20 protein-coding genes are annotated in these 20,444 nt (G+C 64.7%); 8 read left to right on the plus strand and 12 right to left on the minus strand.

Going from position 1 to position 20,444, the window contains the following annotated elements; translation table 11 throughout:
• Positions 1 to 63 precede the first annotated feature (63 nt).
• On the minus strand, positions 64 to 1,461 hold the full coding sequence (argH, locus tag RBJ75_RS18070) for an argininosuccinate lyase (RefSeq protein ID WP_044415411.1): 1,398 nt from the start codon (positions 1,459 to 1,461) through the stop codon (positions 64 to 66).
• 98 nt (positions 1,462 to 1,559) lie between these two features.
• On the opposite strand from argH, the gene tlpA reads away from it, so the two are divergent.
• A complete protein-coding gene (tlpA, locus tag RBJ75_RS18075; RefSeq protein WP_044415409.1) occupies positions 1,560 to 2,234 on the plus strand; it encodes a thiol:disulfide interchange protein TlpA in 675 nt (224 codons plus the stop codon).
• A 373-nt stretch (positions 2,235 to 2,607) separates the two neighbouring features.
• On the plus strand, positions 2,608 to 4,296 hold the full coding sequence (locus RBJ75_RS18080; protein ID WP_317529042.1) for a methyl-accepting chemotaxis protein: 1,689 nt from the start codon (positions 2,608 to 2,610) through the stop codon (positions 4,294 to 4,296).
• Between the two features lie 468 nt (positions 4,297 to 4,764).
• Here RBJ75_RS18080 and RBJ75_RS18085 read toward each other — a convergent pair whose 3' ends face one another.
• The 6 genes from RBJ75_RS18085 to RBJ75_RS18110 all read right to left on the minus strand — a co-directional run bounded on the left by RBJ75_RS18085 (position 4,765) and on the right by RBJ75_RS18110 (position 8,657).
• The gene (locus RBJ75_RS18085; protein ID WP_044417417.1) at positions 4,765 to 4,965 is read right to left on the minus strand and encodes a putative motility protein; all 201 of its coding nucleotides are present in this window, start codon (positions 4,963 to 4,965) and stop codon (positions 4,765 to 4,767) included.
• Between the two features lie 60 nt (positions 4,966 to 5,025).
• The gene (locus tag RBJ75_RS18090) at positions 5,026 to 5,907 is read right to left on the minus strand and encodes a 3-hydroxybutyryl-CoA dehydrogenase (protein ID WP_044417415.1); all 882 of its coding nucleotides are present in this window, start codon (positions 5,905 to 5,907) and stop codon (positions 5,026 to 5,028) included.
• A 179-nt stretch (positions 5,908 to 6,086) separates the two neighbouring features.
• Positions 6,087 to 7,037: an electron transfer flavoprotein subunit alpha/FixB family protein gene (locus RBJ75_RS18095; protein ID WP_044417413.1), complete on the minus strand. Its 951-nt coding sequence runs from the start codon at positions 7,035 to 7,037 to the stop codon at positions 6,087 to 6,089.
• Positions 7,037 to 7,786, minus strand: coding sequence for an electron transfer flavoprotein subunit beta/FixA family protein (locus RBJ75_RS18100; RefSeq protein ID WP_044417411.1), 750 nt, complete (start codon positions 7,784 to 7,786; stop codon positions 7,037 to 7,039). The genes RBJ75_RS18095 and RBJ75_RS18100 overlap by 1 nt, the downstream gene beginning before the upstream one ends.
• A 101-nt stretch (positions 7,787 to 7,887) precedes the next feature.
• A complete protein-coding gene (locus RBJ75_RS18105; protein ID WP_044417409.1) occupies positions 7,888 to 8,460 on the minus strand; it encodes a cob(I)yrinic acid a,c-diamide adenosyltransferase in 573 nt (190 codons plus the stop codon).
• Positions 8,461 to 8,462: 2 nt separating this feature from the next.
• On the minus strand, positions 8,463 to 8,657 hold the full coding sequence (locus RBJ75_RS18110) for a twin transmembrane helix small protein (protein WP_044417407.1): 195 nt from the start codon (positions 8,655 to 8,657) through the stop codon (positions 8,463 to 8,465).
• Between the two features lie 163 nt (positions 8,658 to 8,820).
• Between RBJ75_RS18110 and RBJ75_RS18115 the strand changes: the two genes are divergently transcribed.
• Positions 8,821 to 9,714 carry a YihY/virulence factor BrkB family protein gene (locus tag RBJ75_RS18115; protein ID WP_044417405.1) on the plus strand — a complete coding sequence of 298 codons (894 nt, stop codon included), beginning with the start codon at positions 8,821 to 8,823 and terminating at the stop codon, positions 9,712 to 9,714.
• Here the strand turns inward: RBJ75_RS18115 and RBJ75_RS18120 are convergent.
• On the minus strand, positions 9,647 to 10,945 hold the full coding sequence (locus RBJ75_RS18120) for an ATP-binding protein (RefSeq protein WP_044417403.1): 1,299 nt from the start codon (positions 10,943 to 10,945) through the stop codon (positions 9,647 to 9,649). The genes RBJ75_RS18115 and RBJ75_RS18120 overlap by 68 nt on opposite strands.
• A gap of 99 nt (positions 10,946 to 11,044) precedes the next feature.
• The gene (gene gluQRS, locus RBJ75_RS18125) at positions 11,045 to 11,935 is read right to left on the minus strand and encodes a tRNA glutamyl-Q(34) synthetase GluQRS (protein WP_044417401.1); all 891 of its coding nucleotides are present in this window, start codon (positions 11,933 to 11,935) and stop codon (positions 11,045 to 11,047) included.
• Between the two features lie 34 nt (positions 11,936 to 11,969).
• Between gluQRS and RBJ75_RS18130 the strand changes: the two genes are divergently transcribed.
• Both RBJ75_RS18130 and RBJ75_RS18135 read left to right on the plus strand, forming a co-directional pair.
• Complete coding sequence (locus RBJ75_RS18130; protein WP_044417399.1) at positions 11,970 to 12,710, plus strand: DNA-3-methyladenine glycosylase family protein; 741 nt, start codon at positions 11,970 to 11,972, stop codon at positions 12,708 to 12,710.
• A gap of 2 nt (positions 12,711 to 12,712) precedes the next feature.
• A complete protein-coding gene (locus RBJ75_RS18135) occupies positions 12,713 to 13,804 on the plus strand; it encodes a DUF2855 family protein (protein WP_044417397.1) in 1,092 nt (363 codons plus the stop codon).
• A 21-nt stretch (positions 13,805 to 13,825) separates the two neighbouring features.
• Here RBJ75_RS18135 and RBJ75_RS18140 read toward each other — a convergent pair whose 3' ends face one another.
• Positions 13,826 to 14,617 (minus strand): class I SAM-dependent methyltransferase, encoded by a 792-nt coding sequence (locus tag RBJ75_RS18140; protein WP_044417395.1) that lies wholly within the window; start codon positions 14,615 to 14,617, stop codon positions 13,826 to 13,828.
• A 626-nt stretch (positions 14,618 to 15,243) separates the two neighbouring features.
• Between RBJ75_RS18140 and RBJ75_RS18145 the strand changes: the two genes are divergently transcribed.
• The gene (locus RBJ75_RS18145; RefSeq protein ID WP_044403953.1) at positions 15,244 to 15,597 is read left to right on the plus strand and encodes a PRC-barrel domain-containing protein; all 354 of its coding nucleotides are present in this window, start codon (positions 15,244 to 15,246) and stop codon (positions 15,595 to 15,597) included.
• 94 nt (positions 15,598 to 15,691) lie between these two features.
• Entirely contained in the window at positions 15,692 to 17,377 is a 1,686-nt protein-coding gene (locus RBJ75_RS18150) for an alpha-amylase family protein (protein WP_044403956.1), read from the plus strand.
• 22 nt (positions 17,378 to 17,399) lie between these two features.
• On the opposite strand, the gene RBJ75_RS18155 is transcribed toward RBJ75_RS18150, so the two are convergent.
• Both RBJ75_RS18155 and RBJ75_RS18160 read right to left on the minus strand, forming a co-directional pair.
• Entirely contained in the window at positions 17,400 to 17,711 is a 312-nt protein-coding gene (locus RBJ75_RS18155; protein ID WP_044403958.1) for a hypothetical protein, read from the minus strand.
• Between the two features lie 166 nt (positions 17,712 to 17,877).
• Positions 17,878 to 19,494 carry an alpha-amylase family glycosyl hydrolase gene (locus tag RBJ75_RS18160; RefSeq protein ID WP_044404048.1) on the minus strand — a complete coding sequence of 539 codons (1,617 nt, stop codon included), beginning with the start codon at positions 19,492 to 19,494 and terminating at the stop codon, positions 17,878 to 17,880.
• 357 nt (positions 19,495 to 19,851) lie between these two features.
• Between RBJ75_RS18160 and RBJ75_RS18165 the strand changes: the two genes are divergently transcribed.
• Positions 19,852 to 20,361 (plus strand): hypothetical protein, encoded by a 510-nt coding sequence (locus RBJ75_RS18165; RefSeq protein ID WP_044403961.1) that lies wholly within the window; start codon positions 19,852 to 19,854, stop codon positions 20,359 to 20,361.
• Positions 20,362 to 20,444: the final 83 nt, after the last annotated feature.

Raw genomic sequence — 20,444 nt, forward strand, 5'->3', positions numbered from 1 at the left:
ACAAAGATTGCCGGGCTGTGGCGAGAGCCGGTGTCGAATTGTATTTTCCGGCCCGCACCCCGATCAGCCCAATTTCCGCTCTTTTTCCAGTCGCTTGAGCCAGGCCTTGGCCTGCGCCCGGACATTCTTCGGCGCAGTGCCACCATAGGAGACCCGGCTTTTCACCGAGGATTCGACGCTGAGCACCGCCAAAGCCGCCGCGGTGATGCGCGGCTCGACCGCCTGCATCTGCTTCAGCGGCAATTCATGCAGCGCCACGCCGGCCTTGGCGGCCGCGGCGACGATGCGGCCGGTGACGTGATGGGCGTCGCGGAACGGCATTTTCAGCGTCCGCACCAGCCAGTCGGCCAGATCCGTGGCGGTGGCGTAGCCCTCGCCGGCTGCAAGCTTCATCCGCTCCTGGTCCGGCACCAGGTCGCCGACCATGCCGGTCATCGCCCGGATCGCCAGCGACAGCGCCACGAAGGCCTCCATCGCGCCCTCTTTGTCTTCCTGCATGTCCTTCTGATAGGCCAGCGGCAGGCCCTTCATCACGATCAACAGCCCGGTCAGCGCGCCGATCACCCGGCCGGTCTTGGCCCGCACCAGCTCGGCGGCGTCGGGATTGCGCTTCTGCGGCATGATCGAGGAGCCGGTGGTGAATTTGTCCGACAGCCGGATCAGCCCGACCAGCGGCGAGGTCCAGATCACGATCTCCTCGGCGAAGCGCGACAAATGCACCGCGCAGATCGCGGCCGCCGACAGCGTCTCCAGCACGAAATCGCGGTCCGACACCGCATCCAGCGAATTCGCCATCGGGCGGTCGAAGCCGAGCGCCTTTGCGGTGGCGGCGCGGTCGATCGGAAACGAGGTGCCGGCCAGCGCCGCGGCGCCGAGCGGGCTTTCATTGAGCCGCTTGCGGGCGTCCTGGAACCGGCCGCGATCGCGCGCCGCCATCTCCACATAGGCCATCAGATGATGGCCCAGCGTCACCGGCTGGGCGGTCTGCAGATGGGTGAAGCCCGGCATCACGGTATCGGCGTGCTCGAGGGCACGCTCGACCAGCGCGCGCTGGAACGCCGCCAAGGCGGCATCGGTCTCGTCCAGCGTATCGCGCACGAACAGCCGGAAATCGGTGGCGACCTGGTCGTTGCGCGAGCGCGCGGTATGCAACCGTCCGGCGGCGGGGCCGATCAATTCCGTCAGCCGGCTCTCGACATTCATGTGAATGTCCTCGAGCGCGCGCTTGAAGGTAAATTTGCCGTTGCCGATCTCTGACAGGATTGTGTCTAGACCCTTGGCGATATTTTTCGCATCAACCGCCGTGATGATGCCCTGCTTGGCCAGCATCGCGGCGTGAGCCTTGGACGCGGCGATGTCCTGGGCATAAAGGTGACGATCGACGTCGATCGAGACGTTGATCTCTTCCATGATCTGGTCGGGACGCTCCGTGAACCGGCCGCCCCACATTTTATTGCTCATGTTCTGCCGTCCACGATCATGCCCGCTCCTGCCCTGCCCGAAACCGCGATCTCATCGCCGCCCGCAACCAGACCCAGCAACACGGTGTTGAAAATCTGATGACCGATCCAATGACCGACCCAGCCGCCAAACGCCGCGGCGTCACCCGCCGCATTCCGATCGTCGTCGCCGTGGTCGCGATCGGCGCCGTGATCGGATGGGCCGGGGTATACGGGATCGGCGCCCTGCAAGGCAATGCATCGGGCGATCCGACCTGCCGCCCCGCGGTCGCGCTGGCAAAAAAGCTGGCGCCGCTGGCGCAGGGCGAGGTCGCGGCCCTCACCATGGCGGCGACGCCGCTGAAACTGCCCGACCTCGCCTTCCAGAACGATTCTGGCCAGACGAAGAAACTGTCGGACTGGCGCGGCAAGACCGTGCTGGTGAATCTGTGGGCGACCTGGTGCGTGCCGTGCCGCAAGGAAATGCCGGCGCTGGACAATCTGCAGGCCAAGCTCGGCAGTCCGAATTTCGAGGTGGTGGCGATCAATATCGACACCCGCGATCCGGCCAAGCCGAAGGCATTTCTCGCCGACGAGAAGCTGACCCGGCTGAGCTATTTCCACGACACCTCCGCCAAGGTGTTTCAGGAGCTCAAAAGCGTCGGCCGGGCGCTCGGAATGCCGACCTCGGTGCTGGTCGACGGCAAGGGCTGCGAGATCGCCACCATCGCCGGCCCCGCCGAATGGGACAGCGCCGACGCCACCCGGCTGATCAGCGCCGCGGTCGCCAAATAGCGAGCCGCTCGGCGGTCGCCCGCCCTGGCTGGGCGCTACGCGCCGACCGGCTGCCTGATACCAAGTTGCGATCCAGAATGCGGCTCACAATCCTGGCTTTCCCCAGTTTGCGGCAGTGCGAAAATAGTTAATGCCTGCGGTTCCCGATTAACCAAAATTTCATCGGGGTACCCTAGTACTAACACTGGCCAAGCAGTTATCGCGATCTCCGATGAGATCCACTGCGGGGCCGGCGCGGTCTCTTCAGTCTTCAATTTTCGACAGCTCTGACAACGCGACACCCAAACTTGCCGTTTGGCCTTGTGATGCGCAGCCATGTCTTGATCCGATTGCGGAACCGGGCGACGCCACCCTCAAACCAGGTCCCATGGCCATGTCATTCCTCGGCAAGTTTCGCATCCTCACCAAGATCATCAGCGTCATCGTCCTTATCGGCATCATGGTCCTGGGCGGCGCCTGGTACGCCACCAGCCAGATGGACCAAATCGACCAAGGCTATTCGAAATTTCTCAACAAGGACGCGCGAAGCTGGATCGCGGTTCCTCGGCTCAGCCGTAACCTCTCCGAGATTCGCTATCTGAGCTACCGGATGGTCGCCGAAACCGACCCCGAGCCGATCAGGCAAGCCGAAGAGGAGCTCGGCAAGGCGTTCGAGGAAAGCGTCAAGCAGACCAATTCGATCAAGGAGCTGACGCCCGCTTTTGCCGAACGTGTCGATGCCATTGCCGTCGAAGTGGCGAAGCTGCGCCCCGTGTTGCAGCCGATCATCAAGGCCGCGAAGGCCAACCAGAATGACCTGGCTCTCGCCCAGCTGCGCTCCCAGGCCCAGCCGATCTTCGACACGGCGGTTGCGGAAACGCGCGCCCTGCGGGTTTCCATCGACAACGCCATCCACAAGGGCTCGGAAGATCTGACCGACTCGACCAACAACACCATCCGGACGACCTGGATCGTGATGAGCACGATCCTGGCAATCGGCGCCGCGCTCGGCTTCTGCATCGCGCAATTCGGCATTGCGGCGCCGTTGCGCAGCCTGGTCGGGCTGCTGCAGCAGATGGCGAAGGGTGAAGCGGTCGACATGGTCGGCATCGCGCGCAAGGACGAGATCGGCGAGACCGCGCGGGCGGTCGATCAGATCAAGGTGATGCTGGCGGACAAGGCGCGCCAGGAGGCCGAGGCCAAGATCGGTCAGGACCAAAAGCAGGCGGCCCAGCGCAAGCAGGAGATGATCAAGCTGGCCGACAGTTTCGAAGACGCAGTGGGCGAGATCATCGACACCGTCTCGTCGGCGTCAACCGAGTTGGAAGCCTCGGCCAGCACCCTGACCGCGACCGCGGAGCGGGCACAGGAAGTCACCACCATGGTCGCGGCGGCGTCCGAGGAAGCCTCCACCAATGTCCAGTCGGTGGCCTCGGCGACCGAGGAAATGGCCTCGTCGGTCAATGAGATCAGCCGCCAGGTGCAGGAATCCGCCCGGATCGCCAATGAGGCGGTGGATCAGGCGCGCAAGACCAATGACCGCGTCGGCGAATTGTCGGCTGCCGCGGCCCGGATCGGCGACGTCGTCGAACTGATCAACACCATCGCCGGCCAGACCAATCTGTTGGCGCTCAACGCCACCATCGAGGCGGCGCGCGCTGGCGAGGCAGGCCGCGGCTTCGCCGTCGTCGCTTCCGAGGTCAAGGCGCTGGCCGAACAGACCGCCAAGGCCACCGGCGAGATCAGCCAGCAGATCAGCGGCATCCAGTCGGCGACCCAGGAATCGGTGGGGGCGATCCGGGAGATCGGCACCACCATCGGCAAAATGTCGGAAATCGCCTCGACCATCGCCTCGGCTGTGGAAGAACAGGGCGCGGCGACCCAGGAAATCTCCCGCAACGTCCAGCAGGCGGCGCAAGGCACCCAGCAGGTGTCGTCCAACATCACCGACGTCCAGCGCGGCGCCACCGAAACCGGCTCGGCGTCATCCCAAGTGCTGTCGGCCGCGCAGTCGCTGTCGCGCGACAGCAATCGGCTGAAGGACCAGGTCGCCAAATTCCTCGGCACGGTGCGGGCGGCGTAAATCCCATCGAAAGCCGGGGCCCGTCGCCCCGGCTTTCGACTTTGCGATCGCGGTCATTGCGGGGAGTGACACCAAAGGGCACGGCCTCTCGTTCGTCATGCCCGGCCTTGTGCCGGGCATCCACGCCTTGAAAGCCTTGCTGGATCAAATCGCGCTTGATTTCGTCATTGCGAGCCGAGGGCGGCGCGCAGCGCCGTTCGAAAGCGAAGCAATCCAGGAGCGGCAAGCAAAGACTGGATTGCTTCGTCGCGGAGCCTGTGCCGGACGGCGCGGAACGCGCCGATCCGGTGCTCCTCGCAATGACGGCGTTAACGGCCCGATTATGCTTATCGCTTTGAGAGCCAGACTCTCAGGAAGATTCAGCGTTTGCGCCCGGCAAGACTGCGCGCGCCTGGAATCACCGCATCCTCGATTTCAAGATTGTTGGTCTCAAGCGGGAGACCTGGCCGAACTGCGCCAGGACCGCCGTCAGGCCGAGATGTCGACGCTGCCGCCGACGCCGGTGCCGACATTGGCGAGCGACGACAGGCTCTGCTGCGCCGAGCCGAGCAGCGTCGTCACGGCGGACTTTTCGGCGTCCATGTTGGATTTCATAATGGTGGCGGCGACCTGGGTCTGCACGCTGCCGGATTTCGCCGCCATCACGCTGGCGACCAAGCTCATATCCATGCGCAATACTCCATCGCGGCAGACTGAGGCCGACCAGTTAACGATCCGTGAAAAGCCGCCTCAGCGGGTCGGGACCGGCTTGTCGCCGCGATAGTCGTAGAAGCCGCGCTGGGTCTTGCGGCCGAGCCAGCCGGCCTCGACGTATTTGACCAGCAACGGACAGGGCCGGTATTTCGAATCCGCCAGGCCCTCATGCAGCACCTGCATGATCGACAGGCAGGTATCGAGACCGATGAAATCGGCCAGCTCCAGCGGCCCCATCGGATGATGCGCGCCGAGCTTCATCGCGGCGTCGATCGCCTCGACATTGCCGACGCCCTCATACAGCGTGTAGATCGCCTCGTTGATCATCGGCAGCAGAATGCGGTTGACGATGAAGGCCGGGAAATCCTCCGACACCGCGATATATTTGCCGAGCCGGGTGACGAATTCCTTGGCGGCCTCGAAGGTCGCGTCGTCGGTGGCGATGCCGCGGATCAGTTCGACCAGCTCCATCAGCGGCACCGGATTCATGAAGTGAATGCCGATGAAGCGTTCCGGACGGTCGGTCGAGGCGGCCAGCCTTGTGATCGAGATCGACGAGGTGTTGGAGGCGATGATCGCCTCCGGCTTCAGCGTCGCGCACAGATCGAGGAAGACCTTGCGCTTGATGTCCTCCTTCTCGACCGCGGTCTCGATCACCAGGTCGCAATCGGCCAGGCCCTCGAGTTTCTCGGCGGCGGAAATCCGGGTCAGCGCCTGCTGGCGGGCCTCCTCGGTGATGATCTTCTTGGCGACCTGCCGCGACAGATTGCCGTTGATGGTCGCCATCGCCGATTTCAGGCGATCGGCGGAGACATCGTTCAGCACCACGTCGTAGCCGCCCAGCGCGGCCACATGCGCGATCCCGTTGCCCATCTGGCCCGAGCCGATCACGCCGACTTTTTTGATTGCTACCGCCATCTTGTCATCTCACTGGGAAGGTTCGGCCCGCGGAGCGCGGTCCGGTCCATCCTCGCATAAACTTCGGCCGGAGTCCGTCGCAGCGGCCAATACAGCATTTCAGGGTAAACCACCCTGATCGCAAACAGCTCCAATCCATCGACCGGAACCGGCACTGGCCGGCTCCGGTTAGGATTGGCTTAGCGCCCGAGCTTACCGAGCGCCTCGGTCAGTTCGGGAACCGCCTGGTAGAGATCCGCAACCAGACCGTAATCGGCAACCTGGAAGATCGGCGCGTCCTCGTCCTTGTTGATCGCGACGATCACCTTGGAGTCCTTCATGCCGGCCAGATGCTGGATCGCGCCGGAAATCCCGATCGCGATATACAGCTCCGGCGCCACCACCTTCCCGGTCTGGCCGACCTGCCAGTCGTTCGGGGCGTAGCCGGCATCGACCGCGGCGCGCGAGGCGCCGACGCCGGCGCCGAGCTTGTCGGCGAGCGGCTCGATATATTTGGTGAAGTTCTCGCGGCTTTGCATCGCGCGGCCGCCGGAGACGATGATCTTGGCCGAGGCCAGCTCCGGACGGTCGCTCTTGGCGACTTCCTCGCCGACGAAGCTGGACAGGCCCGGATCGGCCGCCGCCGTCACGGCTTCGACCGTGGCGCTGCCGCCCTCGCCGGCCGCCGCGAAGGTCGAGGTGCGCACGGTGATCACCTTCTTGGCGTCCTTCGACTTCACCGTCTGGATCGCATTGCCGGCATAGATCGGACGCTCGAACGTGTCGGGCGCCACCACCTTGATGATCTCCGATACCTGCATCACGTCCAGCAACGCGGCCACGCGCGGCATCACATTCTTGAAGCGCGAGGTCGCAGGCGCGACGATCGCGTCATAGGACGGCGCCAGCGACACGATCAGCGCGGCCAATGGCTCGGCCAGATCGTGCTCATAGATTGGAGCGTCCGCCAGCAGCACCTTGGTGACGCCGGCGAGCTTGGCGGCGCTGTCGGCGGCCGCCTTGGTACCCTCACCGCCGCCGGCGACCAGCACGTGAACCTCAGCGCCGAGCGCCGTGGCCGCGGTCAGCGCCTTGTTGGTGGAATCCTTGACGGTGACGTGGTCGTGTTCGGCAATCAATAGCGTGGTCATCAGATCACCCCCGCTTCGTCTTTGAGTTTAGTGACCAGTTCGGCGACGTCCTTGACCTTGACGCCGGCCTTGCGGCCGCCGGGCTCGACGGTCTTGAGAACCTCGAGACGCGGCGCGATATCGACGCCGTATTGCTCGGCGGTCTTTTCGTCGATCGGCTTCTTCTTCGCCTTCATGATGTTGGGCAGGCTGGCGTAGCGCGGCTCGTTGAGCCGCAGATCGGTGGTGACGATCGCCGGGCCCTTGAGTTTCACGGTCTGCGAGCCGCCATCGACTTCGCGCGACACGGTGAAGTCGGAGCCGTCGACCTCGAGCTTGGAGGCGAAGGTGGCCTGCGACCAGCCCAGCAGCGCCGCCAGCATCTGGCCGGTCTGGTTGGAATCGTCGTCGATCGCCTGCTTGCCGAGAATGATCAGTCCGGGCTTCTCCTCGTCGGCGATGCCCTTGAGGATCTTGGCCACCGCGAGCGGCTCGACGCTGCCGTCGACCTTGACCAGGATGCCGCGATCGGCGCCCATCGCCAGACCGGTGCGGATCGTTTCCGAGGCTTGCGCCGGGCCGATCGAGACCACCACGATTTCCGTCGCCTTGCCGGCCTCTTTCAGGCGCAGGGCTTCCTCGACGGCGATTTCATCGAACGGATTCATCGACATCTTGACGTTGGTGAGTTCAACGCCGGATCCGTCGCTCTTGACCCTGATCTTGACGTTGTAGTCGACCACCCGCTTCACCGGCACCAGAACCTTCATCGATCCTCTTTCGTGTTGAGCGTTATTGTCTGTCGTGGCGGCGGAACCTAAAGCCCCCGCTATCGGCGGTCAACGCGGCAAAACCAAAAACCGCGGATTGCTTAGCGGTTCTGGCCCGGAACCCAGAGCACGTCGCCGACGCCATTGGCGTTGGCGGCCCGGCTGGCGACGAACAGGAAGTCCGACAGCCGGTTGACGTACTGAATCGCCGCGGCGCTGACCCGCTCGTCGGGCAGCGCCGCCAATTCCGCCATTACGCGTTCCGCGCGGCGGCATATTGTGCGGGCGACGTGCAGATGCGCCGCGGCCGGCGTGCCGCCGGGCAGCACGAAGGAGGTCAATGGCGCCAGCCGATCGTTGAGCAGGTCGATGTCGTGTTCCAGCCGCGCCACCTGGGTCGACAGCATCCGCAATCGTTCGGCCTTGCCGTCGCGCTCGGGCACCGCAAGGTCGGCGCCGAGATCGAACAGATCGTTCTGAATCCGGCCGATCATGGCGTCGATCTCGGGCGCATCGGCCAGATGCAGCCGCGCCACGCCGAGTGCCGCATTGGTCTCGTCCACGGTTCCATAGGCGCTGATGCGTAGATCATATTTCGCGCGACGCTCGCCGCTGCCGAGCGCGGTGGTGCCGTCATCGCCGGTCCGGGTGTAGATCCGATTGAGAACCACCATGCTCAGCGTCCCATCGCCCAGACCGCCAGCATGGTGACGATGATCGCGGCGAATTGCAGCAGCACCCGCCACCGCATCAAGGTCTGCGATCGGTTCGGCGAGCCGCCGCGCATCATGTTGATCAGCCCGAGCAGCAACACCAACGTCACCGCGCCGACCAGGACAGGGAGGAGAATTGAGCTCAGAAATGTTGTCATCAGGTCTTATAACACCGCTGCCGGGTCCTTGCCATCTGGGGTCTGCCATCTCATGAAACCGGCGCCAGCGCAACGATCTGGTCATTTGCCGGTTAGTATCGGATGGTAGGCCCTCGCACGTCCAAACCCGCGCCGCGCCGTGCCGTCGCATCAAGGGGAAGCCGTGAGGCAGATTCGCTACGCTTACATGGTCGGAATGGACGCCTTCTACACTTTTCTGGCCGATGACGGCTGGGCCATCTCCAGCCACATCGCGCTGTCGTCGCTGATGGCGCTATTCCCATTCCTGATCGTGCTGACCTCGCTGGCCGGCGTGTTCGGCTCCAAGGACCTCGCCGACCAGGCCGCAAGCCTGATGTTGCAGGTCTGGCCGGCGCAGGTCGCCGACACCCTGACGGGCGAGATTCACGACGTCCTGACCACCTCGCGCGGCGACGCCCTGACCATCGGCTTGGTGCTGGCACTGTATTTTGCCTCCAACGGCGTCGAGAGCCTGCGGATCGCGTTGAATCGCGCCTATGCGGTGGTCGAGCAGCGGCCGTGGTACTGGCTGCGGCTGGAATCGATCGGCTACACCCTGGTCGCCGCCTTCACCGCGCTGGCGATGTCGTTCCTGATCGTGCTCGGCCCGCTGCTGCTGGCGGCGGCGCGGCGCTACATCCCGTTGCTGGTCGAGAACAACGCCATTTTGGTCAACCTCGCGCGCTACGGCATCACCATCACCGCGCTGATCGTCGCGCTGTTCATCCTGCATGCCTGGCTGCCGACCGGGCGCCGCACTTTGGCGCAGATCTTCCCGGGCATCGTGTTCACCATGCTGGCCTCGCTGCTCTCCAGCGTCGGCTTCGGCATGTATCTGGCGCACTTCGCCAGCAACTACGTCACGATGTATGCGGGCCTCGCCTCGGTAATCATCGCGCTGGTGTTTCTGTATTTCATCTCCGCGATTTTCGTGTTCGGCGGCGAGCTCAACGCCGCGATCATCAAGTCTAGGCTGCCGAGCGGTGGCTCGCTGCAAGCAGCGCAGTCGCGAGCGCCCGCGGAGACACCGGCTTGAGCAGGAAGGCGTCGGCGCCGGCCGCGAGCGAGGCGGCCTCGTCGTCGTCGCGCCCGGACACGCCGATGACGGCGATGCTGCCAAGCGGCGGCGGCAGCGCCCGGATCCGCCCGATCGCCTCGATGCCGTTGATGCCGGGCAGCACCATATCCATCAGCACCGCGTCGAACATCCCGCCTTGCGAAAAGCCCTGCGCCAGCCGTTCGACGACGGCTTCGCCGCGCCCGATGAATTCGGTCTGATGGCCGAGTTCGTTCAGGATCGCGTTGAGCACCACCCGGCCGAACGGATTGTCCTCGACGCCGAGAATCCGCAATGCCGGCGTCGGGCCCAATGACGCATCGCCATTGTGACGTCCGGCCGATGGTGGTTTCGCCCGCGTCAGCTGCACCGTCAGCGTGAAAATCGTACCGCCGCCGGCGCGCTGCGCCACCGCGACATCGCCGCCCATCGCGCGGGCGATGTGCTTGACCGATGACAGCCCAAGGCCGGCGCCGCCGAACCGCGCCGCGATGGTGACATTGGCCTGTGAGAACGGACGGAACAGGCGCTTGATCTCGGCCAGCGACAAGCCGATGCCGCTGTCGGAGACTGCGAACACCACACCGACCGTCTGCTTCGAGCCCCCGGGGACCGACGACACCTTCAGGGTGACGTCGCCGCGCTCGGTGAACTTCACCGCATTGTCGATCAGGTTTTCCAGCGCCGCGCGCAGCCGCACCGAATCGCCGATCACGAAGGCCGGCAGCCGCGGCGAGATCGTCACCGCCGAACGCAGCCCCCGGGCCACCGCCCGGCCGGCCAGCGAATCGCCGGCATTGCGCGCCAGCGCCCGCAGATCGAAGAATTCCTGACGCACGCCGAGATCGGATTTGCTGCTGCGGGCCGCATCGACGAACAGGGTGGCGAGCCCGGCCAAATGTTCGGCGCCGGCCTTGATGGTATCGACCCAGCGCCGCTCGCGTTCGTCCAGATCCGACGTCGCCAGCAGGTCGCTGACCGCCAGAATCCCGGTCAGCGGCGTCCGCACCTCATGGGCGAAAGCAGCCAGCGCCGCCTCCACCACGCGGGGGCCATAATGGCGCGTCTTCGGCTTTGGTCGGGATTTGGTTTCCGGCTTGATGACTGACTTGGGTGCTGGCTTGGCCACGACGACTTTCCGGACACGCTTCTTCAGCGTCCCCGACACTTGTGTCCGTGAGCTGCGCAACGCGCGCGATTTCAGCGCCATGATACTCCTGCCCCACCGCCAGCAACACACTGGCACGGAGCGGTTCCCGGAGTCACGCCTGGTCGTGACGCTATACCCTCTAACCGCGCGGTCCCGATGTCAGGTCGGGTCGGCCAGTCCGACCATCGCCCTGATCTCGGCCGGCGTCACGCCGGTGCTGCGCAACTGCCGCAAGCCGGTGGCCTTGGCGGATTTCGACAGCTTCCGGCCCGTCGAATCGACCAGCAAGGCGTGGTGCCGGTAAAGCGGCGGCGGCAGGTCAAGCAAGGCCTGCAACAGCCGGTGCAAGCTGGTCGACCAGAACAGGTCACAGCCGCGCACCACTTCGGTCACCCCCTGCAGCGCGTCGTCGACCACCACCGCAAGGTGATAGCTGGTCGGGGTCTCCTTGCGGGCGATGATCGCATCGCCCCAGGCCAGCGGATCGGCCGCGACCGCGCCGGTCTCGCCATTCGGTCCCTGGCCGCGTTCATCCCAAAACAGATCGCCTGACAGATCGCCGAGGCGGGCCAACGCCGCTGCGACATCGAGCCGCAGCGCGAATCGCGTTCCCCGCTCGATCAGTCGGGTACGTTCATCCGTCGACAATTGCTTGGCGGTGCCAGGATACAAGGGCGCGCCATCGGGATCGCGCGGCCATTGCCCCTGCGCGTCATTTTCCGCCACCAGCCTGGCAATCTCGCCGCGGCTTTCGAACGACGGATAGATCAGGCCGATTGCCTGCAGCCGCGTCAGCGCCTTGAGATATTGTTCCAGATGCTCGGATTGCCGCCGAACCGGGGTTTCCCATTCGATGCCGAGCCAGGCCAGATCCTCGAGCGCCGCGGCCTTGAATTCCGGCCTGCAGCGGGTGGCGTCGATGTCCTCGATCCGCAGCAGCAGGCGACCGCCGGCGGCGCGCGCCAGGTCGAAATTCAGCAACGCCGAATAGGCATGGCCGAGATGCAAATAGCCATTGGGACTCGGGGCGAATCGGAAAACGGGTGGCATTGATCTCTTTCGGCGGACATGATGGTTCTAGCGCATGACCGTCCACCTCAACAGCCAGACCGACCTCGACGCCGCCATCAAGGCGCTGGTCAAGCGCGATCCGCGGCTCAAGCCCGTGCTCAAGATCGCCGGGATGCCGGCGCTGCGGCGGCGCGACCCCGGCTTCACGGGGCTCGCCGCGATCGTCTGCGGCCAGCAATTGTCGGTGGCCTCGGCGGCTGCGATTTGGGGGCGGGTCAGCACCGCCTTCGATCCGTTTCACCATGACGCGATCCGCCGCGCCCGCGCCGATCGGCTGGGCCGGCTCGGCCTGTCGGCGGCGAAGATCAAGACGCTGAAGAACCTGTCGCGCGAATTGGCCGCCGAGCGGCTCAATCTCGACGTGCTGGCCAATGAGGACGCCGACGCCGCGCACAATACGCTGACCGCTTTGCACGGCATCGGGCCGTGGACCGCCGACATCTATCTGCTGTTTTGCCTCGGCCATGGCGATGCCTGGCCGGCCGGCGACCTCGCGGTGCAGGAGGCGATGCGGATCGGGCTTGGGCTCAAGACGCGGCCGACGCCGAAACAGATGGCGCCGCTGGCCGAGCCCTGGCGCCCGCTGCGCGGCGCCGCCGCGCATCTGTGGTGGGCCTATTACCATGCCATCAAGAAGCGCGAGGGCGTGATCGGCACGCAAGCCAAAGCGAACAAAGTTTTAAACACGCCGGCCGTCGCAAAACCGACATCCGCCAAGGCGAAACTCCCGGCGATCAACAAGCCGGGATCGTGACAATGCAGGGCTCTCAGTTCATCGTCGGCCGCAACGACCTGCAGCATTGCCGACTGATCGAGAAGCCGCCGCCTGCGATCGCCGACCTGCCCGACGATGCGCTGCTCCTCAAGGTCGACCGCTTCGCCTTCACCGCCAACAACATCACCTATGCGATGCTGGGCGATCGGTTGAAGTACTGGCAGCTGTTTCCGGCTCCGGACGGCTTCGGCATCATTCCGGTCTGGGGCTTCGGCGAGGTGATCGCCTCGAAGCACCCGATGATTGCGAGCGGGGAGCGCCTGTTCGGCTATTTTCCGATGGCAACGCATCTGACCATCGCGGCTGCCGACGTCAGCAAGCGCGGGCTGCGCGACGCGGCGCCGCACCGCCAGGGCGTGGCGCCGGTCTACAACGTCTATGCGCGGGTCGGCGGCGATCCGGCCTATGCGGGCATTCAGGGCGATTACCAGGCGCTGTTGCGGCCGCTGTTCATGCTGTCGTTCCTGGTCGATGACTTTCTCGCCGAAGCGGATTTCTTCGGCGCCACCCGGGTGCTGCTGTCGAGCGCCTCGAGCAAGACAGCGATTGGCCTCGCGCATCTGCTGCACAGCCAGCGCCAGCCGATCGAGGTGATCGGCCTGACCTCCGCCGGCAACAAGGCGTTTGTGCAATCGCTCGGCTGCTATCACGAGGCGGTGGTCTATGACGAGCTGGAGTTGATGCGCGCCGACCAGCCGGTCGCCTCTGTCGACATGGCCGGCAATGCCGAGCTGCGGGCGCGGCTGCATCGGCATTTCGGCGACGCCGTGCGCTACAGCGGCCGCATCGGACTGACCCATCAGAGCGTCGCGCCCGAGCACACCGACCTGCCCGGCGCCGCGCCGGTCGGGTTCTTTGCGCCCGACCAGATCGGCAAGCGCGCCAGGCAGTGGGGGCCGGGCGGCATTGAGCAGCGCTTCGGCGCGGCCTGGGCGGGCTTCGCACCGCGGCTTGAGCGCTGGATCAGGCTTGCCGAGGGTCGCGGACCCGCGGCGGTCGAGCGGCTTTATCGCCAGACGCTGGATGGCCGAGTTGCGCCAGACCAAGGCGTCATGCTGTCGCTGGCGGATTGAGTCCGCGGCGGCGGTTCACGGCTAGTCCGGCACCCGGCCCTTCACCGCATTGGCGATGGCGTGGTAGCTGATGCTGCCGTCGGCGGCGATCGGCAACTGCTCGCGCAGCCGCGCCCGCAGCGCGTCGCGTTGCTGCGGCGGCATCTGGCTGATCAGCACGCCCTGCGGCCCGACCGGCGCGCTGTTGCTGGCCCAGTAATCGTCGAAGTCGGAATAGGCCACGGAAATCCGGATCACTTTGGTCTCGACCGCGACCAGCCCGGCGCCCTCCCAATAGGACCGCATCGCCGCCAGGCCCGAGGCGTCCTCATTGGGACGGACCCCGCGCGGGATCCCGAGCGAGCGCATCGCGCGGCCGACCGGCGCCAGCGGCGTGCCGCCATTGGCGATGTCCCACATATAGGTGGCGACGAAGCCGCCCGGCCGCGTCACCCGCTTCAATTCGGCGACCGCGCGCGCCGGATCCGGCAGGAACGCGATCACCAGCGCCATGATGGCGGCATCGAAATCGCCGTCGCCGAACGACAGCGCCTGCGCGTCGCCGATCGCAAATTGCGCCAGCCGCGTTGCCGGCCGGGCGCGCGCAAAGCCGATCTGGCCCTCGGACGGATCGACGCCATGGACCGCGGCCGGCGCGCAGCGGCTGATGATTTCCTCGGTGAAGGCGCCATTGCCGCAGCCGGAATCCAGCCAGCGCTGGCCGGCCGGCACGGCGAGCCAATCCAGGAAGCTGACGCCGACGACGCGGCTCCAGCGCCCCATGATCCGCTCATAGGCCTGGCCATCGGTGAATAATTGTGGGGCTTCGGCCATGGACGGCTTTCTCTCTCACCGCGATGCGGGGCGCATCAGGCGCGACACTATCAGCGACGGATCTTATGACAGAGGCATCATAGAGCCTGACTGAAAAAGCAACCAATAGATCCAACTTGATGTCGTCATTGCGAGCCGAGGACGGCGCTTCGCGCCGTCCGACCGCGAAGCAATCCAGGTGCGCCAAGCACAGACTGGATTGCTTCGTCGCAAGAGCTCCTCGCAACGACGATTGAAGGTCTGTTTCTAATGATCCCTTTTTAGGGAGCCTCTTAGGACAGGAACAAGAGACAGCCACAAAGAAAGGCGCGCCGGAGTGGATCCGACGCGCCCCTCTTATCTCGCTGGTTCCCAGGCGCCGAGACGCCCATGCCAGGCCGGGCAAAGTGAGCCGACGAAGCTTAGCGGGCGGCCTCAGCGAGGTGACAGCGTTTCGAGTGAGACACTGGATCACCTCCTTTCGTTGTTTCAGGAAGCCTGAGCATATGAACGATTCCACCGTTTGTGAAGAGCCGGCGGCTTCACAAATCCGGTCTCCGGGTTCCCGGCGACGACGCCGAACAGGACCAATTTCGGAACGGTTCGCGGCTCAATCGGTTGTTTCCGGTCAAACAGGGAGATCGACCATGACGACGCAGGAACGAGAAACCGTCAGCCTGATCGGAAGCGACAAGGTCGAAGGGACCGCGGTGTTCGGCGCCGACGGCGAAAAGATCGGATCGATCGAGCGGGTGATGATTGAGAAACGCACCGGCCGGGTGTCCTATGCGGTGCTCAGCTTTGGCGGCTTCCTCGGCATCGGCGACGATCACTATCCGCTGCCCTGGCCGTCACTGAAATACAATGTCGAGCTCGGCGGTTACCAGACCATGGTGACCAATGACCAGTTGCAGGGCGCGCCCAAATACGACCGCGGCGCCGATTACGACTGGACCGGCACCAAAAAGATCGACGATTACTACGGCGTGGCGCTGAGTTGAGCGTGATCGGGGTGGGCTCCGCGGTTCGGGTGGGTCTGACCATGCGATGCCATCCGCAGCAGGGTGTATCCTCCCGCAATCGCGAGCCCAGCCGATGATCGATGATCTATGGTACAAGAATGGCGTCATTTATTGCCTGTCGGTCGGCACCTATATGGATGCCAATGGCGACGGCATCGGTGATTTCACCGGCTTGCTGCGGCGACTGGATTACCTCAGTGGGCTCGGCGTCACCGCGATCTGGCTGATGCCGTTTCAGCCCTCGCCCGGCAAGGATAATGGCTACGACATCTCGGACTATTACGGCGTCGATCCGCGCTACGGCACGCTGGGCGATTTCGTAGAATTCACCCATGGCTGCAAGCAGCGCGGCATTCGGGTGATCATCGATCTGGTCGTCAATCACACCTCGGACCAGCATAGCTGGTTCAAGGACGCGCGGTCGTCGCCGGATTCGCCATTTCGCGACTGGTATGTCTGGGCCGACAAGAAACCCGCCAATGCCGATACCGGCATGGTGTTTCCCGGCGTGCAGAAATCGACCTGGAGCCACGACAAGCAGGCCAAGGCCTGGTACTTCCACCGCTTCTACGATTTCCAGCCCGACCTCAACACCTCGAATCCCCATGTCCAGGCCGAGATCCTGAAGATCATGGGATTCTGGCTCGAACTCGGCGTCTCCGGATTCCGGATGGACGCGGTGCCCTTCGTGATCGCCACCAAGGGCGCCAAGGTCAAGAAGCCGGTCGAGCAATACGACATGCTGCGGACGTTCCGCGAATTCCTGCAATGGCGCAGGGGCGACGCGATCATCCTGGCCGAGGCCAACGTGCTGCCCGACACCGATATGGAGTATTTCGGCGACGACGGCGAGCGCATGCACATGATGTTCAATTTCCAGGTCAACCAGAACCTGTTCTACGCGCTGGCCGCCGCCGATTCTCGCCCCCTGGCGAAGGCGCTGGCGGCCACAAGACCGAGGCCCGCGACCGCGCAATGGGGCCTGTTCCTGCGCAATCACGACGAACTCGATCTCGGCCGGCTGACCAAGGAACAGCAGGCGGTGGTGTTCAAGAAATTCGGCCCGGACAAGAATATGCAGCTCTACGACCGCGGCATTCGCCGCCGCCTGGCGCCGATGCTGGGCGGCGATCAGCGCCGGTTGGAAATGGCCTATAGCCTGATGTGCACGCTGCCCGGCACCCCGGTGATTCGCTATGGCGATGAAATCGGCATGGGCGACAATCTCGATCTGCCGGAGCGCAACTGCGCCCGCACCCCGATGCAATGGTCGACCGAGCCGCAGGCCGGCTTCAGCAAGAACGATAAGCCGACCATGCCGCTGATCGACGAGGGCCCCTATGGCTATCCGCACGTCAACGTCGCCCAGCAGCGCCGCGAGCCGAATTCGATGCTGAACTGGACCGAGCGCATCATCCGGATGCGCAAGGAAGTGCCGGAAATCGGCTGGGGCGATTTCAAGGTGATCGCCACCCGCGATCCGGCGGTGCTGGTGATCCGCTATGACTGGCGCAACAATTCGGTGCTGTTCGTGCACAATCTCGACGACAAGCAGCGCGAGGTGTCATTCGCCACCGGACTGCCGGGCGACGACGGCAACGCGTTGATCAATCTGCTGTCGGACGACCACAGCCAGGCCGACGCCAAGGGCCGCCACACGCTAAAGCTCGAGGGCTACGGCTATCACTGGTACCGCGTCGGCGGGCTGGATTATCTGCTCAAGCGCAGCGATATCGACGGTCACGGCCATCCGGCCTAAGAGGCGACCGTCACTGCAGCGCTCAATATCCATAGTCCCAGAAAAGCCGGTCCCAGGGATGCGGCGGCGGGATGCGCTGCCATTCGCCGACCGCGACGTAACGCGGCCCGCAGCCGCCGCAGCCCGTCGTCGGCACCAGATGCTGGACATATTGCGGCGGGGCCTCGACCCAGATCACCGGCGGCGCGGCGCGAATGCCGACCGGCGGCGGCAGATAGGCCACGCGGGGGGACCGGTAGGCCGGCCGATAGGGAACCGCCGCATAATCGGCCGCGAATGCGGAGCCCGACATCATCACCACGGCCGCCATGGCCAACACGACTCGTACGCGCACCGGAACTCTCCTGCTCGATTGTGCCGGCATGATCGCAGCACATCGTAAACAAAGCCTGCAGATCTGGCTTCGATCGGCGAGCGGGATCGCTCGGGAGATCATCCGACTGCCGCTTTGTTTGCGCATCAGCGGTTGCGAACAACCGGACTCCCGTTCCGGATCGCGCTCAGATCACCGGCTCGGGCGCCCGGCCGACGATCACCCCCTCATTGCCGCGCAGATCGAGGCTGGTGCCGACGCGTTCGCCGGCGCGGTCCATCGCGGTCGACAACAGGATCTCGCCATCGAGCCCGATCTGGTCCGACACCAGCGCGATCGGCGCGGCGCCGAGATTGAGCGCGACCAGCACGGTCTCGCCGTCGCATTGCCGCCGGTACAGCAGCAGATCGCCGGTGGCGGCAAGCGGCTGATAGTCGCCGCGCGACAATTGCGGCAGCCGCTTGCGCAAGGCCAGCAGCGCCCGGTACAGGCTGAGGATCGACTGCGCATCCGCGGCAAGGTTGGCGACATTGTTGTGCGCGGCGTCGTCGGCAAGCGGCAGCCACGGCGCGGCCGTCGAGAACCCGGCTTGCGCCGACTCGTCCCATTGCATCGGCGTGCGGCAGCCGTCGCGGCCGACCCCGATGCCCGGGACATTCTTCTCGAACGGATCTTGCACCCGGTCGGGCGCGATATCGACCTGCTGCATCCCGATCTCGTCGCCATAATACAGCGTCGGCGTGCCGCGCAGCGTCAGCAGCAGCATCGCGGCGACCCGCGCCTGCTCGGGTCCGACCCGGCTGGCGACCCGCGGGCGATCATGATTGCCCAGCACCCAGTTCGGCCACGCTCCCTTTGGCAGCGCCTGCTCGTAGCGATCGATCAACTCGGCAAGGCTACGGGCATGCCAGGGCGCCGACAGCAGCGCGAAATTGAACGGCAGATGCGCGCCGGATAGTTCATGGCCGTAATAGGCGACCAGGCGCTCGATCGGCAGATAGATCTCGCCGATCAGCAGCCGCTGGTCGAATTCCTCGATCACCTGGCGCATCTCGGCGACCACCTCCAGCGTCTCGGTGCGGTCGGCGGAATACACCGGATGCAACGCCGCATGCGGAGGCATGCCGGGGCGGAAATCGGCGTTGGGCGGGTTGTCGCGAAACTGATCGTCCTTGATCAGGTGCCAGATCACGTCGACGCGAAACCCATCGACGCCCTTGCGCAGCCAGAACCGCATCACGTCATAGATCGCCTCGCGCACCTTCGGGTTGCGCCAGTTCAGATCCGGCTGCGCGGCGAGGAAGGCGTGATAGTAATATTGCCGCGTGGCCTCGTCATATTGCCAGCCGCTGCCGCCGAATTCCGACAGCCAATTGTTCGGCGGCCCGCCGTCGGGCGCCGGGTCGCGCCACAAATACCAGTCGCGCTTCGGATTGTCGCGCGAGGAGCGGCTTTCGACAAACCACGGATGCTGATCCGAGGTGTGGTTCGGCACCAGATCGAGAATCAGTTTGAGACCATGCCCATGCGCCGCCGCCACCAGCGCGTCGAAATCCGCCATGGTGCCGAAGATCGGATCGATCCCCACATAGTCGGCGACGTCATAGCCGAAATCCGCCATCGGCGACGGGAAGATCGGCGACAGCCAAATCGCATCGACGCCGAGATCGACAAGGTAAGGCAGCCGCGCGATGATGCCGGCGAGATCGCCGATGCCGTCACCATTGCTGTCTTGAAACGAGCGTGGATAGATCTGGTACAGCACCCCGGCGGCCCACCAGGACGTGCCTGCGACGGTTTCCATTGCGTTGAATTCCCCGTGTTCGATGTCTACGCCGCAGCGGCGATCGAGTTCCGCGGGCCGACGCTGCACCGCAGTCGCCGCTGCTGTCGCATGGCGCGACGTCAGTGCCATGACCACGGGGTCGGGACCGCATCAATTTGCCGGCGTGGCAGGCGACGCGGCAAATTTACCCGCCGATCACCATATTGACGCGCACGGATTTTCGGCCGGTATCTAAATGCTTTCCGCGGTATTCAACTGCCAAAGTCGCATCTCGCACCGCAAAAATGTGACACATCTGGAACCCGAAAAGCTGCTATGTTTTAATAGTCCCGACGTCGACCCGAACGTGGATAGCCAAGAGGAAGGTAACTAAGTATGACGCAGATCACCAGATTGTATGATGACAGCAAGAATGCATCGGCGGCTCTGGCTGAGCTGAAGGCAAACAATTTCGACAATGCCAAGCTGGCTTCCAATGGCAAGAGCGGCAGCGTCATCACTGTCGACCCGCCCTTCGGCAAGGGCGGCCAGGCCGATGCGATCCTCAACCGCCACGGCTCGAGCAAGCCGCTGTACAACGGTGCCGGCCATAACGGCTCGGCGTCGCTGCTGGGGTCCTCGACCAATATTTCCGGTGCCCCGCGCCTGACCGAATCCAGGACGACCTTCGGATCGCTGGGATTTCCCGAGCTGACCAATCCGAACTTCTTCCTCTCGACCATGTTCGGTCCGCTGCTGATCGGCTCCGAGCCGTTCTCCTCGCTCTCGAGCAGCCAGGAGCCGTTTTCGTCGCTGGCAGCCAACCAGGAGGGATCTGCGAAACTGATGGACAATCCCGCGCCGTTCTCCTCGATGCTCGGCCTGCCGGTGCTGTCACGGTCCTGAACCGACGCCGCTTTTGACTGGCTAAACAGCGCGCCGGAGCCCCGCTTCCGGCGCGCTGCTGTGTCGAGGGCCAGCGCACAGCT

Origin of the sequence: Rhodopseudomonas sp. BAL398 (assembly GCF_033001325.1) — a bacterium.
GTDB lineage: Bacteria > Pseudomonadota > Alphaproteobacteria > Rhizobiales > Xanthobacteraceae > JARJEH01.